This is a genomic window from Vibrio sp. OPT24, assembly GCF_015163545.1.
Taxonomy (GTDB): Bacteria; Pseudomonadota; Gammaproteobacteria; order Enterobacterales; family Vibrionaceae; genus Vibrio; species Vibrio cyclitrophicus.
In genome coordinates this window covers 1,421,137-1,436,902 of the sequence record NZ_JADDYI010000053.1, presented here as the reverse complement: position 1 = coordinate 1,436,902, position 15,766 = coordinate 1,421,137, and the positions used below count along the sequence as shown (strand labels likewise).

Annotated in this window: 17 protein-coding genes, 1 rRNA gene and 1 riboswitch; of the genes, 10 read left to right on the top strand and 8 right to left on the bottom strand. The window is 43.1% G+C overall.

Features of this window, described 5'->3' with window-relative positions; translation table 11 throughout:
- Positions 1–88: ribosomal RNA gene (locus IQO02_RS19985) — 16S ribosomal RNA — on the bottom strand; the annotation flags it as partial.
- Between the two features lie 619 nt (positions 89–707).
- Complete coding sequence (locus IQO02_RS19980) at positions 708–1,232, bottom strand: DUF3087 family protein (RefSeq protein WP_016790119.1); 525 nt, start codon at positions 1,230–1,232, stop codon at positions 708–710.
- A 256-nt stretch (positions 1,233–1,488) separates the two neighbouring features.
- Between IQO02_RS19980 and trmY the strand changes: the two genes are divergently transcribed.
- Positions 1,489–2,088: a tRNA (pseudouridine(54)-N(1))-methyltransferase TrmY gene (gene trmY / locus IQO02_RS19975; protein WP_016790118.1), complete on the top strand. Its 600-nt coding sequence runs from the start codon at positions 1,489–1,491 to the stop codon at positions 2,086–2,088.
- A 103-nt stretch (positions 2,089–2,191) separates the two neighbouring features.
- On the opposite strand, the gene IQO02_RS19970 is transcribed toward trmY, so the two are convergent.
- Positions 2,192–3,292, bottom strand: a complete 1,101-nt coding sequence (locus IQO02_RS19970) for a permease (RefSeq protein WP_010433080.1) — start codon at positions 3,290–3,292, stop codon at positions 2,192–2,194.
- 233 nt (positions 3,293–3,525) lie between these two features.
- Between IQO02_RS19970 and IQO02_RS19965 the strand changes: the two genes are divergently transcribed.
- Positions 3,526–3,822, top strand: a complete 297-nt coding sequence (locus IQO02_RS19965; protein ID WP_010433077.1) for an ArsR/SmtB family transcription factor — start codon at positions 3,526–3,528, stop codon at positions 3,820–3,822.
- Positions 3,806–4,405, top strand: a complete 600-nt coding sequence (gene sigZ, locus IQO02_RS19960; protein WP_010433074.1) for an RNA polymerase sigma factor SigZ — start codon at positions 3,806–3,808, stop codon at positions 4,403–4,405. Before IQO02_RS19965 ends, sigZ begins: the two co-directional genes overlap by 17 nt.
- 123 nt (positions 4,406–4,528) lie before the next feature.
- On the opposite strand, the gene IQO02_RS19955 is transcribed toward sigZ, so the two are convergent.
- Complete coding sequence (locus IQO02_RS19955; RefSeq protein WP_010433071.1) at positions 4,529–5,143, bottom strand: YitT family protein; 615 nt, start codon at positions 5,141–5,143, stop codon at positions 4,529–4,531.
- Positions 5,144–5,779: 636 nt separating this feature from the next.
- Here IQO02_RS19955 and IQO02_RS19950 point away from each other — a divergent pair.
- The 3 genes from IQO02_RS19950 to IQO02_RS19940 all read left to right on the top strand — a co-directional run bounded on the left by IQO02_RS19950 (position 5,780) and on the right by IQO02_RS19940 (position 8,387).
- Positions 5,780–6,991 carry an MFS transporter gene (locus IQO02_RS19950; RefSeq protein WP_102282600.1) on the top strand — a complete coding sequence of 404 codons (1,212 nt, stop codon included), beginning with the start codon at positions 5,780–5,782 and terminating at the stop codon, positions 6,989–6,991.
- A gap of 225 nt (positions 6,992–7,216) precedes the next feature.
- The gene (locus tag IQO02_RS19945) at positions 7,217–7,942 is read left to right on the top strand and encodes a sulfite exporter TauE/SafE family protein (protein WP_010433065.1); all 726 of its coding nucleotides are present in this window, start codon (positions 7,217–7,219) and stop codon (positions 7,940–7,942) included.
- A gap of 82 nt (positions 7,943–8,024) precedes the next feature.
- Positions 8,025–8,387 (top strand): MmcQ/YjbR family DNA-binding protein, encoded by a 363-nt coding sequence (locus tag IQO02_RS19940; RefSeq protein ID WP_010433062.1) that lies wholly within the window; start codon positions 8,025–8,027, stop codon positions 8,385–8,387.
- 62 nt (positions 8,388–8,449) lie between these two features.
- Here IQO02_RS19940 and IQO02_RS19935 read toward each other — a convergent pair whose 3' ends face one another.
- On the bottom strand, positions 8,450–9,187 hold the full coding sequence (locus tag IQO02_RS19935; protein WP_016767022.1) for a phosphatase PAP2 family protein: 738 nt from the start codon (positions 9,185–9,187) through the stop codon (positions 8,450–8,452).
- Between the two features lie 353 nt (positions 9,188–9,540).
- A riboswitch (FMN riboswitch) is annotated at positions 9,541–9,691 on the top strand.
- A 213-nt stretch (positions 9,692–9,904) separates the two neighbouring features.
- On the opposite strand from IQO02_RS19935, the gene ribB reads away from it, so the two are divergent.
- A complete protein-coding gene (gene ribB, locus IQO02_RS19930; RefSeq protein ID WP_004733029.1) occupies positions 9,905–10,561 on the top strand; it encodes a 3,4-dihydroxy-2-butanone-4-phosphate synthase in 657 nt (218 codons plus the stop codon).
- 400 nt (positions 10,562–10,961) lie between these two features.
- Complete coding sequence (locus tag IQO02_RS19925; RefSeq protein ID WP_010433054.1) at positions 10,962–11,810, top strand: hypothetical protein; 849 nt, start codon at positions 10,962–10,964, stop codon at positions 11,808–11,810.
- 121 nt (positions 11,811–11,931) lie between these two features.
- On the opposite strand, the gene IQO02_RS19920 is transcribed toward IQO02_RS19925, so the two are convergent.
- Positions 11,932–12,828: a LysR family transcriptional regulator gene (locus IQO02_RS19920; protein ID WP_102282601.1), complete on the bottom strand. Its 897-nt coding sequence runs from the start codon at positions 12,826–12,828 to the stop codon at positions 11,932–11,934.
- A 186-nt stretch (positions 12,829–13,014) separates the two neighbouring features.
- Here IQO02_RS19920 and IQO02_RS19915 point away from each other — a divergent pair, with 186 nt between their 5' ends.
- A complete protein-coding gene (locus IQO02_RS19915; protein ID WP_016767019.1) occupies positions 13,015–13,653 on the top strand; it encodes an NAD(P)-dependent oxidoreductase in 639 nt (212 codons plus the stop codon).
- 77 nt (positions 13,654–13,730) lie between these two features.
- On the opposite strand, the gene IQO02_RS19910 is transcribed toward IQO02_RS19915, so the two are convergent.
- The gene (locus tag IQO02_RS19910; RefSeq protein WP_016784397.1) at positions 13,731–14,384 is read right to left on the bottom strand and encodes a cupin domain-containing protein; all 654 of its coding nucleotides are present in this window, start codon (positions 14,382–14,384) and stop codon (positions 13,731–13,733) included.
- A gap of 134 nt (positions 14,385–14,518) precedes the next feature.
- Complete coding sequence (locus IQO02_RS19905; protein ID WP_016793360.1) at positions 14,519–15,286, bottom strand: SDR family NAD(P)-dependent oxidoreductase; 768 nt, start codon at positions 15,284–15,286, stop codon at positions 14,519–14,521.
- A gap of 105 nt (positions 15,287–15,391) precedes the next feature.
- Between IQO02_RS19905 and IQO02_RS19900 the strand changes: the two genes are divergently transcribed.
- Complete coding sequence (locus tag IQO02_RS19900) at positions 15,392–15,730, top strand: winged helix-turn-helix transcriptional regulator (protein WP_102282602.1); 339 nt, start codon at positions 15,392–15,394, stop codon at positions 15,728–15,730.
- Positions 15,731–15,766: the final 36 nt, after the last annotated feature.

The following is a 15,766-nucleotide window of genomic DNA, read 5'->3' as shown; positions in this document are numbered from 1 at the left end:
AGGATTGTTAATGTCGTTTCCGCTCGACTTGCATGTGTTAGGCCTGCCGCCAGCGTTCAATCTGAGCCATGATCAAACTCTTCAATTTAAGATTTTGTCGGCTCAATGAATACTGACTTCAAAACTAATATTCATTGCTCTTTCGAAAAAGATTGATGAACATGTAATTCTAAAGCTATTACCCCTCTCTTCTTAAATAAATAGGAACAGAATGGTAATGAATTGACTGTGCCAAATACTTTCTTTCCACAAGAGAAAGTAGTTATTCGTATTGGTCACTCAGTTCATTGAAACCAAAGTTGATTCCGAGGAATCTGTTTTACTTCTCTTAATAAAAAGGGAAGATAAAACGTTTTGATATTCATCAACGAGTGCCCACACAGATTGATAGGTTTAAATTTTTAAAGAGCTTTGCTTATCGAAACTTTCTTTTTACAAAGAAACCCTTGAAAGCGGACGTGAATTCTAGCGATTTAATCTTAAGTGTCAAACACTTTTTAAAATTAATTTCTTTCGAACTTTCCGTCTTACTGATTACTGCTGAAGCCTTGTGGCGTCTACCGTGTCAGTGAGGCGGCATTATAGAGATCATCGAAAACATGGCAACCCCTTTTTTGATAAAAATTCAAAAAACTTGCTTAAGTGGCTACTTTTACGTCAAAAGGCTCTTTCGTAGCTCAAAGCTCATACAATAGTGGGCATATCACTTAAAATTTTGCGATTAAATCTTTCGAAAAAGCCTCTATATCTAGCTCAATGCTCCATTTCTCACTCAGTTCTTGGATGTTATCTAGCGATTGCTGAACTGTTTTTATCGTCAATGTGTTGTTGTCTAGGTCGTATACCTGTTTTTGCGTAGTGTAATAGAAGTAAAGGATAGTTAATGCTTCTCGATCACCTTGCTCAGCTTTCGGTTGAATACGCTTGAGCTTACGATAGATTTGATTGTGAGTTTGTTTAAGGTTCCACACATAAAGCGCCTCTTTAAAGTAATCATGCCCTTTCACACGACTCGCGATAAAGGCATTCAGTACGACTGATAAAATCACCCCGAGTACATTCAAATGGAAATTGCCTGTCGCTTCCCCACTAATAGATCCAGCTGAACCAAAAAGTTCAATCAGAATGCTACCGAATACGATAGCAAACAAGGCGAGTGACCCAACTAACGAAACCAACAGCAGGTTCATCTTCTTTCTATATTCTTCTTTATTGATTTTCTGTAACTTCATCGACTACTTCCTTAAGTAAGTCACCTAATAATTTGCGCATACTATCTACATAAACATTGGGTCGCTTCAACCCTTACCATCTTGTAATGTGGTCATTCTCTATTTAATACGCAGAGTTCTTCTGGTTGGCGCTATAAGCAACTCTATTTGACTTCATTAATAGAAAAGAGTTACATACCGCCACAATTTTGGTTATTCATAAATTCATGTTGATAAAGTCCGTTTAGCTTTATCACATACTGACAAGGTACATTCCATGCGTTCATTTGTATTACGCGCTCGCGCAGCCCCTACAGAGAGCAAACTTATCTTAGAAGGTGTTGGGCAAGATGCTCATACTGAGATTCTGGCTCATACCCTGATGAACACGATCTTCGTTGCTCAATCTCACCGTGAGAATGTCACCGTGCACCTTGTATTAGAAAGTACTAAAGACTTTTCACGTACGATTACATTTGATTCAAACGAGATCACCAACATTGGCGGCTTCCATGAGTCTGCATTGTTATCAGCGGTAGTAAGAGCGGTTGACGCTTCTCAAGGTATGACAAAAGAACAGGCGCGTCAGGTTGAGCCGGGCATCACTGTTCGTACTATGAGTTTTGAAAAGCTGGTTAAAGAGCTAGCTGAAGACCACCAACTGTACATGATGGATAAGAAAGGCGACTTTATCCGTGATGCAGAGATTGCTGAAAACCCATGTTTCCTTCTAACTGACCACATCCCTATGCCAAAGAAAAGCTACAACAGCTTAAAGCGTTTAGGAACAGAGAAAATCAGTTTAGGTCCGAACATGCTGTTCGCTTCTCAGTGTGTGGTGTTGATCAACAATGAGCTTGATATTCGCGGTTTCTAATCTCCGAACTAATAGTCTCAACGCAAAAAGAGCTCAACTAAGTGAGCTCTTTTTTATTATCTATCTCTTGATGTCAACGGTGTTATCTCGAAATCAGACCTGATCAACCAAAGATGAAGCTGTATAGGAAGCCTGCACCCATCGCCATGCTTAGAATAACGAATAGGAATGCTGCAATCATTTGATTCTTAAAGATTGATTTAAGCAGGATAACTTCCGTTAAACTTGCGCCTGCACTACCAATGATCAATGCCATTACTGAACCCAACGCCATACCTTTTTGTACTAAAGCTGCACTTAGTGGGATTACCGCTTCAGCACGAATGTACAGTGGAATACCAATCACGGCTGCTACTGGAATCGCATACCACATACCTTCACCAGCGTACTGTGCAATGAGGTCTGTAGGAATGAAGCCGTAGATGAATGAACCAATCGCGATACCCATCATTAGATAAGGGAATACTTGTTTGAAGTCTTTCCAAGTTGAGAACCAAATTCTCATCCAACGGCTAGGTTCTTTCTTCTCTACGATTTCAGCCGTCGCGCTTCCATCCGTTGAGCAGCCTGACACAGTCACTTGTGGTTCTTCTTTTTTCGAATCGCAGCAAGATGTCTCCTTTGCCATTACAGGCGCAGGCTCACCACATGCACTTGTACCACATGAAGATTCCGCTTTAACAGGTACTGCTTTCTTAGGGGCAGAGTCATCACAGCTAGTCCCACAGCTTGAAGCTGAACCTGACGATTCATACGCTTCAGGTTTTACGTAACGCTCAAAGCCAAGCTTCTCAAGTGCGTAACCTGCGACTACCGATACCGTCATTGCTACTAAGAAGTAGAACACAGCCACTTGCCAGCCGAACGTAATCACGAACAAGCCAATGATCACCGGGTTCAAGAGTGGGCTACCGAATAGGAACACCATCATTGGACCAAAACCTGCTCTTGCACGCAGCAATCCTTTTAGGAAAGGAATCGTCGAACATGAACAGAAAGGCGTAATCGCACCCAATAGTGCAGCAACCACATAGCCCTTACCGTTACGTGAGCTCAAGATAGATTGAATCTTTTCTGGCGTAAGAAACTCTTGCAGAATCCCAACAATGTAGCTGATCGCCAAAAAAAGGATGATTAGCTCTACTGCTAAGAAAGCGAACATATCAAGTGCGTCTTTTAGCATTGTTAACATTTCATTGCTCATAATAACTCCAAACTGGATTTAAGGCGGGACTCTATGAGGAAAGTAACTAACCCTTAATTTCGAATATTCTCGAATTATAGAAATAAACAGCTACAGTTCAAGGTTTATTTCGATAAATATCGAAATAAATTTTGGAAAACACTATTTTCCAATGACTTACATAGCCACAGTTTTTAAATTTGAATTGTTCTTATATTTCGACTAACATCGAAATTAAAACTTGAGGGGTTAATATGAACTTAGAAGTCGTTGCGAAAGCACTTAAAGAGTTGGGCCACCCTGTTCGCCTAACCATTTATAAAAGTGTTGTTAAAGCTGGCTACCAAGGCATTGCAGTTGGCGGCCTACAAGAAGAACTAGGCATTCCCGGTTCTACCTTGTCTCATCACATATCAAGCTTGGCGTCTGCGGGTTTAATCAGCCAAAGACGAGAAGGAAGAACGTTATTCTGCGTGGCGGAGTATGAATGTCTAGAAGGCGTGATTGATTTCTTACAAGACGAGTGTTGCGTAAATGAACAGTGCAACTAAGGCACCTTTGAATAGGGCATCTTTGGACTTAGAACAGGTTTGGGCTGAATATCAGCAAGCGTTAAAGTCATTCCTGTATTCCAAGGTCAACAACTCTGCGGATGTAGACGACTTGCTTCAAGATATCTTGATTAAGACTTATCAGAACTTAGATAAGGTACAAGATGCGAGCAACGTAAAGTCGTGGCTATTCCAATTAGCCAATCACACGATTATCGACTTCTACCGTAAGCATGCACGCCAACAACGTGATAGCCAAATTGATGCTGAAGATCTGTGGTTTACCGATTTAGACCACGACTCTGAGTTCAAACAAAAGCTCTCATTGTGTATTGAACCTTTTATTCAGGTACTGCCAGAACAAAGCTCATCGTTACTGCTTGCTGTCGACATCAAAGGCCAAAGCCAGAAAGAGATCGCAGAGGCGCAAAACGTCAGCTACTCAACGGTTAAGTCTCGCGTTCAGAAAAGTCGTTGGGATCTTAAGAACCTGTTTGAAGAGTGCTGTAACCTGTCACTTGATCAACAAGGCAATGTGATTGATTGCGAACTCAAGCCAGACAACGATTGCAACAACTGTTAATCGTTGCATTGAAATAGAACAAAGCCAGCAATTGATGCTGGCTTTGTGTTTTTATAATCTGCAAATCACTTTGCTTAAGCTAACCTAGTGCTTGAGCGAACCTAACTACTCTGCTTCCACTTACTACGCTGCTTCCGCTTTGACGACCGGTTGATAGCGCCCAGGCTTATGGTTCATCGCTAGAATCAAGTTGGTGACTATCGCACCAAGCACAGACAATAGAACCAGTGACACGTCAACAATAAACAGTGAAAGCACTACAATCGTACAGTCTAACGCCATCTGAACTTTGCCCGCTCGAATACCAAAACGTTCTTGTAAGAATAACGCCAAAATGTTGAAGCCACCTAAACTCATCTTATGACGGAAAATCACCAGCATACCGGTACCAATTAGGCCACCACCCAATAACGCAGCATACAATGCATGAATTTCGGCAATTTGAATCACGTGATACAAGTGATCCACAGCGAACGAAACAATCGAAACGGCAATAAAGGTATTGACGGTGAAACGCCAGCCCATACGAGCAACCGACAAAATATAGAAAGGTAAGTTGAGTGCAAAGAACACTTGGCCAAAGCTTAAGTCAGTTACTTTGGTAATGAAAATTGCTAAACCAGCCGTGCCTCCAGTGAGCAAACCGACCTGATTGAAAAAGATAACGCCGAGTGAAACCAGTGCGCTACCTAAGATCAGTGCCAGTAAGTTTTCGCGAAAGTTATGATCTTTATCCATGTGAATGACTCTCCCTGAATCTTTTAACATCGCGTTTCAGTAGTTTTGAAACGATTTACGCCCAAATTTACGATGTTTAACAAATAAGTCGAGTGAACGAACGATGTTGGTTAGTGATTAGTTTGTATATTAGTTTTTACAGCTTTGTGAAAACCAATATAAAGCAATAACTTAAACTCTCGATTTTGATCTTTTATTCTGAATCTCAGGATTTTATAGATTAACCAGCGAACATCCATTTTTTCTATTTACTGGTCATATTTCGCTCGAATACTCACGACGAATAAATCTATGCATAAAACGCATAAAATAAATCACAAATAGTCATTTGATACATTAACCACTCGTCATTATGATGCGCGGCCTCTTACAACAGTGAGCTAATGTAAACACCTTATGTTTTCACAATCTCTTTTTGCCCAATTGGCCAGGATGATGCTATTTCTCGTCATTAGTTTGGTTATTGTGCATCACAGTCACCCATTGATTGATCTTTTGGCTCAGCATGCCGTGAGCAGTGGCTGCCACCAGCAGTCAGCGCATGAGCACTCCGGGCACGAACATCACCATGATATGACTGAACAACCCATGTCAGAGCAAGACCACTCACACCACCATTAATCTAAGAGTATTAGAATGAGCATTTTCCGTTTTCCTTTACTGGTATGGCTTGGGATAGGCACACTTATTATCAGTCTAGGGATCAGACAATCATTCGGCATTTTCATGATGCCAATTTCAGAGCATTTCGGCACGGGTCGAGAGTTTTTCAGCTTCGCGGTTGCTCTACAAAACCTTTTGTTCGGCGTGTTCCAGCCTTTTGTTGGTATGGCCGCTGACAAATGGGGAGCAAGACGCATCATTATTGCAGGCGCATGTGCTTACGGTTTGGGTTTACTTCTTACCTCAATTTCTACCGAATCGAGCATGCTTTACGTTTCACTGGGTGCACTGGTTGGCCTTGGGTTAAGTGCGACAAGTTATGTAATCGTGTTAGGCGTGGTAGCCAAAGTAGTACCTGCAGAGCATTCGGCTAAAGCGTTTGGCTTAACCACTGCTGCTGGTTCATTTGGTATGTTCGCGGTGATTCCGGGCGCGCAATACATGCTGAACGAATTTGATTGGCAGAGTGCAATGCAAGTGTTTGGCGTGCTGTGTTGTTTCATGATCTCTTTTGCCCTGTTTATGCGAGCGCCTAAAGTAGCCTCAAACAAACAAGCGCAAGCAGAAGAGAACCAAACTCTGAAAGAAGCAATGTCTGAAGCATTTGCTCATAAAGGTTACTGGTTAATTCACGCAGGCTTCTTCGTGTGTGGTTTCCATGTAATGTTTATAGCAACGCACTTACCTAGCTACTTAGCAGACAAAGACCTACCGGCGAGCAGCGCAGCAATGGCACTGGCTTACGTTGGCATCTTCAACATCTTCGGGTCTTACTTCTGGGGTGTAATGGGCGATAAGTTCAGCAAGCGTCATGTAATGTCGGCACTGTACTTAGTGCGTACCGTGGTTATCGGAGCGTTTGTCACTTTGCCTGTTACTGAGTCAACCGCGGCTATCTTCGGTGCGGCGATTGGTTTTTGTTGGTTGGGTACGGTTCCGCTAACTTCTGGCTTAGTTCGTCAGATCTTCGGTGCTCGTTACCTGTCGACGTTGTACGGTTTGGTGTTCTTTACTCACCAAGTAGGTAGCTTCCTAGGCGCTTGGGTTGGCGGTCGTATTTACGATTACTACGGTTCTTACGAGCCAATCTGGTGGTCAACGGTAGTACTGGCGTTTGCAGCAGCACTTATTCATTTACCCATCAATGACAAACCCATTGAACGACTGAAATTGGCAATGGCTTAACGTTTTATGCTGACACCCCCATCAGCGAAAAACTAACAGTCATTCCAATAAAGAGAGTGATTATTGAAGGATAACATCTTGAGGTATCCGCTCTCTTTTTCGTTGCACGTTATATCAACGATGAAAACGGTCGATATTTACATAAACATCACTGAATAATAAGACTATTATTTTCGTTTTAATTTATAGTACCCACCCGATCCTTTAAAACTAATCCGCAGGCTTATGGAATACATCGATCAGACTGTCCTTATAGCAATGGCACTCATTTTTGTCGGCTCGTTTGTGCAAACCGCAATCGGCTTTGGTTTGGCTATAGTGGCAGCCCCACTGCTGTTTTTGGTCTCTCCGGACTATGTACCTGCGCCTATCTGTCTCGTTGGCCTATTCATTTCTATATTTAACGCTTTTAAACATCGAGCGAATATTTCTATTGGCGGATTAAAAATCGCATTGCTGGGCCGCATTCCGGGTTCACTGGCAGGCGGAGCTTTGTTGGTGATGGTTTCAACGAGCGTGTTGTCATTATGGTTGGGCTTATTGGTCGTATTTGCCGTGATTGTTAGCCTACTGCCCTTTAGACTCGAACCAACCCCAACTAAGATGGGTATTGCGGGGTTCTTTTCTGGGTTCTTTGGCACCAGTTCGGGTATTGGTGGTCCACCGATGGCACTGCTGCTACAACACCAAGATGCCAATCAACTTCGTGGTAACCTTTCTGCGTTTTTCGTGTTTAGTTCGATCATCTCGTTACTGGTACAGATCCCGATTGGCTTCTTCACCATGCACCATTTGATCATAACCATCCCTTTACTGCCAGCAGCTTGGTTGGGTTACAAGGTGGCATTGATGACGACACAAAGCATCCCTAAAGAGAAGATACGCATTGGTTCATTGCTGCTATGTTCTATCAGTGGCTTTACGGCAATCTGGCAGGGGCTAGTGAGCTAGTGAGTGGCGATAAAGACGGGAAGAAGAAAATTCTTAGAGAATCAACACAGATCAAGCCCCTTAGCGATAAAAAGGACATTCTATGACTTACGATGAATTCAACGCATTCTGCGAGTCACTACCTGCAACCAGTTATGTGATGCAGTGGAATAACTCGCACGTTTGGAAAGTGGGTGGCAAGGTGTTTTCGATTGGTGGTTGGGGACCGAAAGATGAGCCTGCGTTTATCTTCAAGACATCCGATCAGAATTTCGATTTTCTCAAAGAAGAGCAGGGATATAAACCCGCGCCCTACTTTGCTTCGCGCGGAATGAAGTGGATTCAGCTTTTTGAAAGCACATCAGAAAGGGATGAGGAACTGAGATATTACCTCACTGAATCACACCGAGTTGTCTCATTGGGGCTAACCAAAAAGAAACAAGCAGAGCTAGGGCTCAATCAATAACGTTTATTTCGTATTGCTAATCTGAGCCCTTCTTTTACAGTGAGGCAGAATCCCTAAGAAGTCTATTTCAAAAATACAGGTAAATAGCGTTCTATTTTTTGCTCTGAGATAAGCGGCACCAATAAATAGATCAAACCTGCAAAGGCAATAGATCCGGCTAAGTCTTCTGGGCGATGCATGCCAAGCCAAACTCGGCTGTAAGCGACACCACCAGCCCAAACCAGTAAACCACCTACCAAATAAAAACGCTTCGCTTCTAAAAACAATCCACCGAAGAACGCCAAACACACACCGACGAAAATCATGTGTCCAGATGGGAAAGAGTAGTCCGTTTCACCCAGCCAGTGACGCGTTCGCCACTCACTCACCTCATCTTGCACAGATGCAATTGCTGCGTTCTTTTCCATTAGTGGCAGTTCATAAAACACTTCGGGCATTTCAACGACTTCTTGCGTCACCAAATACTCAGAATAAGGACGAGGGCTTTCTGTTGAATGCTTTAAGAAGGTTTTCGCTGCAAAGCTAAGAACCAACAACAGGCCAAGCTGCAGACAAAGGCTGGCTATCTTAGCTTTGGAAAATTTCATCGCGAGCAATACCAGAGACAAAACAGCTAGCGTTACCAAGAATCCTTGGTTACCTGCTGAGTACGTCACGAACGTCATGAAGGCGCCATAGAAAGGCAAAACCGCACTTCCAAGGTCAAAGTCCGATCCAAAGATCAAAAAAGGTATGAGAGAATACAAACTTAGAACGAGCAGCAATAAGCCTTTGGATTTGTTAGAGAACAGAGAAGTCATGGCTAAGATCTTTTAGATGAAGTGGTCTGATGCTATCGCAGCTTAGCATCACCAATATCAATTTTATGTCAAAACGGTCAGTCAGCCGTCATGGTGTAACGATATTCGATTAATAGACCTATCGAGTATTGATTCGGTGAACAGCCACGCCAACACCAATAACATTCAACATCCACTTATGTTCATAGAGACAGCAAAGACCACTAAAGACGGCCTGACGCGTTCTGCTGATAAAGTGAACACTTACCGGGTTATACGACCAGAATCTTAAAAACTTTGCTGTCAGTCCTTTAAATCCAGTATTGAAAGGATTACCATCTGGTCTGCTTTCAAAAGCAAAACAGATTATTAATTTTTATTCTCAGGGCGGGGCGAAATTCCCCACCGGCGGTATGTCCTTAGCAAAATCTAAAGATAAGCCCGCGAGCGCTCGATTCGTCGAGGTCAGCAGATCTGGTGAGATGCCAGAGCCGACGGTCATAGTCCGGATGAGAGAGAATGAAAACACACTCGTTTAAGTTGGAAAGGCACACCCGCGTGAATTGGGTTCGTACCTCCAACTTAGGCGGGTGCATTTCGTTTTGGATAAAACCATAATGAGCTAAAGCCAATCATAGTACGATTGGTACAAGCCTACTTGTAATGAGTTGGCTTTGTTGTGCTCGGTTGAGATCCCTCATACAGCCCTGATTCTGGTGATATTTTAGGAGTTTAACCATGAATCAGTCTTCACTACTTGCCGAATTTGGCGAACCAATCACTCGCGTTGAAAACGCACTGCAAGCTCTACGCGAAGGTCGTGGCGTACTTTTACTCGATGATGAAGATCGCGAGAACGAAGGCGACATCATCTACTCAGTAGAACACCTAACCAATGCTCAAATGGCGCTTATGATCCGCGAATGCAGCGGCATTGTGTGCCTGTGTCTAACCGACGAGCAAGCAAATCAACTTGAACTTCCACCTATGGTTGTTGATAACAACAGCGCAAACCAAACTGCGTTTACCGTAACTATCGAAGCAAAAGTGGGTGTAACAACAGGTGTTTCTGCCGCTGACCGTGTAACAACGATCAAGACAGCTGCAAACCCAACAGCTAAGCCTACTGATCTTGCTCGCCCAGGCCACGTATTTCCGTTACGTGCGCGTAAAGGTGGCGTACTTGCACGCCGCGGTCACACAGAAGGCACTGTGGATCTTATGCAAATGGCAGGTCTTCAATCAGCAGGCGTACTGTGTGAAGTAACCAATCCAGACGGCACGATGGCAAAAGCGCCAGAGATCGTTGCTTTCGGTAAAATGCACAACATGCCAGTACTGACCATTGAAGATATGGTGATGTACCGCACCGAGTTCGACCTTAAGCTTGCATAACGTTTAATCGTTAACTCTCAATACTGACGGTCAGCAATCATCAAAATAGATACAAACGTCAGAATGAATATTGAAAGGCCTCACTACTTATTGCTATTTCTAGTTAAAAGCATATAAAGAGTGAGGCCTTTTCGTTTCTGTATCTTGCCCTAAAACATGCTGCGCATTGAGTGTGATTAATGACAAAGCCTTGTATTAAAACACACCAAATCAATAAGTTTAACCTCTCAAAAATTACCGCAATAACTGAAACGTTTTCACTCAATTGGTGACCTTATGCACCAATATTGATCACCCATAATTACCGATAAAACATAAGCAATTGAAATATAAGATTTATTTATTTTGGCACGGTGTCTGCACTACCACTAAGTAGGTATGCAAATATTAGGAGTTGAATATGTTTGTAGTTATTTCAGTGGGTTTATCGATTGCAGTGCTTGCTGCACTGTTTCACTTTTCAAAAAAGAGACAGACAGCGCTATCACATAGGTTTGAAACTTTAGTTCTACTCAGAGAGTTACTGTTGTTATCACGTAAACATCGCGCCGCAACACACTACGCTCTTGCTTATAAGTTGTCTAGCGACTCGATTCGTAAAGTGAATGAGATTTACGACAACATACTTGAAGTATCTGAACTGCTTCAATCTCATGTGTCGTTCGATAGCCGTCCTATGTATCGCATCTATCACCTCAAGCTCATCGCCATGCACAGTGACTGGCAAAACCGAACTTTGGTACGTAACCAATCAATTCACGGCAAGACGATTCGTCACAGCATGTTCTTGATGGATGAAGTCATGATCATATGGCTGATTCAATCTGAACGAGAAGACATGAGTAGTGAATACCATATGAATTGGCAACAAATCTTGGATTGCATGGAAATCCTGACCAAACTACGAATGTGCATACCTGATATGGAAAAACCTGAAGAGTATGCGAGATTCAAGTTCTATGCATCTCAGACACACCGTAAGCTCAATCAATTATCAATGATCTGCCCTATCAGTAGCGGCTCACCGATTTGTACACGTGCGATGCATGCACTCACTGAGATCGCATCAAGCACCGAAGCAACTCAACCGGCAGATACCATGTACGAATTGACAAGCGATATATCAACCGTCGTTTCAAAAGTATACGACCAAGTATTGACGGACATAACCAGAAGCTTGTATCGACCTTTACCTGACATCAACGAAAAGGCGATAGACACCCGATTATCCGTACATCATTACATGTAAAGACTTCGTGAGAGGAGAGCGTGCTGGAACTCTGAATTATTGAGTTCAAATCCGATATCACCTTTGATATCGGATTTTTGTATTTATATGTTTATGCCTTGTGTACTTAGGATATATAACCTCAAACATCCTCAGATTTAATATCGCTAGACCAAGCTTCTGCAGCAAAATCAATAAACTGACGAACAACAGGGAGTTGATAGCTGCGTGATAGATACACCGCCCAAAGTATACTACTCGGTGAAACAAAACCCCCTAACACCTTTTGTAATTTACCATCAGCAATCAATGGATTCGCTAGATCGCATGGGAGGCGTACGATCCCTTTTCCATGCTGTGCGGCTCGGGTTAACACCTCAACATCGTTGGCTTTAATGGTCCCAGACACCTCAACTGAATAATGTTGGTTATCTTTCACGAAATCCCATTTAGTCACACTAAGGTGGCGAAAGCAATTATGTTGTCGAAGTTCTTCAATTGTTTTAGGTTCTCCATGCTTGTCTAGATAAGCAGCAGATGCACACACAACCGAGTCGATTTCCATCAGCTTTCTGGCAATTAAGTTTTCATCAGGTTGATCGGTATATCGAAGGGCAATATCAATTCGCTCATCCACCAACTGAGTAAAACGATCCGAAGCAAAAAGTTCGACCATAATATTAGGGTGGCGTTTAGTGAACTGCTCGACCACATCCAATAACATGTTTTGAGTCAGCCCAATAGGCGCTGCGATTCGAATTGTCCCGGAAAGATCATCTGTTTGATTAAGCGCAGTAACCTCTAGCTCTGCGGTCTCATGAAGTATTTTTTCACAGCGTTGTAATGCGATTTCCCCTGCCGCCGTCAAACTCACCTTTCGAGTTGTTCTATGCAAAAGTCTTTGCTTTAGCCACGCTTCGATCTCTTGAACGTGGCGCGATACCTGTAAACGGCTCATATCCAAATGCTCTGCCGCTTGCGTAAAGCTGGCACAATTTGCCACTTCGACAAAACTACGCATCGCCGTCAACCTATCCATAACACACTCCCAACTTTTTACTGATTATCCGGTTTGATTCAAGTTGTGCCACCTAACAAGCCAATTAGATAACCATATAGATACAATCTACATCATTTTATGATATTTATCGCAGCTTAGTGAACTATTAGACTGCAATGGCTGTCGAGAAAACGACTTAATAAATTGAATAACTGGAGAGACATTATGAAAATTGCAGTATTAGGCGCATCAGGTTGGATTGGTAGTCACATTGCTCAAGAAGCTCAATCTCGTGGTCACGACGTGGTTGCTGTAGTAAGAGATGCAAGCAAAGTAGAAACCAAAGGTGTTGAGGTCCGTTCATTTGATTTACAAGATGAAGTCGCAAATCTAGCAAGCGCACTATCCGGCGTTGATGCAGTAATCACTTCGATTGGCGGACGTGCTTTGGGCAATCACGACATCGTAAAAAACACTGCGACTAAATTGCTGGAAACATTACCGAGCATTGGTATCGAGCGCCTACTTTGGGTTGGCGGTGCAGGCTCATTAGAAGTGGCGCCAAACATTCCGTTAGTTACTGTTCCTGACTTCCCAGCGGATTACAAAAACGAAGCGCTAGCACAGGGCGAAGCGCTTGAAGTGTTCAGACAATCTGATAACGAAGTTAACTGGACGTTCATTAGCCCTGCAGCAGAAATCTTCCCGGGCGATAAGCTATCAACCTACCGCACTGGTGGTGATCAACTGCTCACCGACGAAGATGGCAACAGCAAAATATCCGTCAGCGATTACGCTATTGCGATGATTGATGAACTAGAAGCTGGCAAGTTCCCGCGTCAACGTATTGGTGTCGCTTACTAGTCTGCCCATATGTGAAAATTGAAAAAGCCGATTGCTCAAAGCAATGCGGCTTTTTCATCTTTATATGGAGCATTCCTCTAATCCAATGGCAAGTGCCCCGTTTTCACGAAGATAACAGTCTCTTCTTCCACATAAGGGAAATGCTCGCTCATGTGAGGGCTACGCATCCATGTGTGTTTCGGGTACTCGCCGTGTTCATCTTTAAAGGTGCCCGACAACACAAAGATCTCTTCACCACCAAAATGACGATGCGGCTGAAAGCGTTCGCCGACAGGCCACTTCACTAAAGCGACATGTTCGTGCTCAAACTCATGCAGTGGCATAACTTGTAAGCCACCAATACCTGCAAGCCATTCCGTTTCTAGGGTATTGATACGAACTTGAGTTAAGTCTCTCGCATTAAACTGATTAAGCTTAACCAAGATCGTACAGCCATTTTTGCTTGATGGAGAATGCGCACTTCCCGGCGGATTACGGATATAAGTGCCAGCAGGGAAATCTCCAGTTTCATCAGAGAAAACACCCTCTAACACGAAGATTTCTTCGCCTTTCGGATGCGGGTGCTCAGAAAACGAAGATTCAGGATCGTACTTCACAATACTGGTCGTGTGACCTGATTCTTTCTCTTCTCTTTCAAGCGGCTTGCGCCATACCCCTATAGCAGGGCTTGCAATCCAGTCTAATGATTCGGTTTCAATAACCAGTTTTTTTGAAAAGTCCATGTTGAACATAATGGCGACCTTACTCTTGTTATCGTTATAATTATTCTTATTATCTTTCCAGCTTTTATTCTACGCGAATACTCATCAAAGAGGCCATCTCGCTGCATTTTTCCTGCGCGACAGCCACCTTAAAAGAATCCTAATTAATTGCGGCCAGCAATCACACCGCCATCAACATCCCAGACTGCACCCGTTACCCAATCAGCACTGTCTGACAGTAAGAAAGAGATACTATTAGCGATGTCCTTCGGCAAACCTACTCGACCAATTGGGTGGAACGCATTAAAACCTTCTAGTGCTTGGTCCACTTCTTCTGGTTTAATGAATGATTCGTAAATTGGCGTTTTAACCACAGCCGGAGACACGGCATTCACGCGAATGTTATGCTCAGCCAGTTCCATTGCCATGTGTTGTGTTAATGCGTGCAGGCCAGCTTTAGCCATTGAATAGGCAGAAGATGGCGTCGCTTTGATTGCTTGCTTACCCCACATAGAACCAACGTTAACCACATTGCCACCGCCGTTCTTGATCATCAATTTGCTTATCGCTTGAGTGATGAAGAAGGTTGCTTTATTCAGCTTCATATATTGCTCGTAATCAGATTCTTGGTGCTCAATAAACGCTTTAGGGTTGAAATAACCTGCAGCATTAACAAGGTAACCAATACCTTCATCTAACGACTCAAGGTGTTCAATAAGGCGAGACACACTCGCATCATCATAAAGGTTAGCTTGCCAACCTGAAGCGTGACCTAACGATTGCAATTCTGACACTGCTTTATCTAACTTAGTTGGGTTATTGCCGACAACCAACACATGAATGTTTTGAGCGACTAATTGCTTCGCTGTTTCAAAGCCCATGCCACTCGTGCCGCCGATTACTACTGCAATACCATTTTTAGTGAAGTTCATTTTGTTATCTCCTAAGTCATGTGAACGTGGTAATCTTAGGCCTTGAACTAACACTATGAATAGTAAGTACAAATCGGTTAGGTAGGTACTTATTGGTACATCTTTATGAAAAATCAGGAAAACTTTTTTTCAAGAAAATCAGCACCAGAGCGTTCAGCTCGCATGGTGGAAACCATCTATGGCTGTAAATGGTCGCTAACGGTTTACCAATTACTGGCAAATGGCATTAATCGCCCCGGTGAAATGGTGCGCTCAGTAGAAGGGCTATCGACCAAGGTATTGAATGAATGTTTGAAGCGAAATGTAGAGTTTGAGATTTTAGATAAGCAAATGTTCAACGAACTGCCACCAAGAGTTGAATACCAAGTGACGCCGTTCGGCGAGAAGTTCTTGTTGATTCTAGACCAGCTGGAAAACCTACAAAACGAAATCGACGAGATGTAAGCCCAAGCCTGTCCAACTATTGCTAAAAGAAAGAGG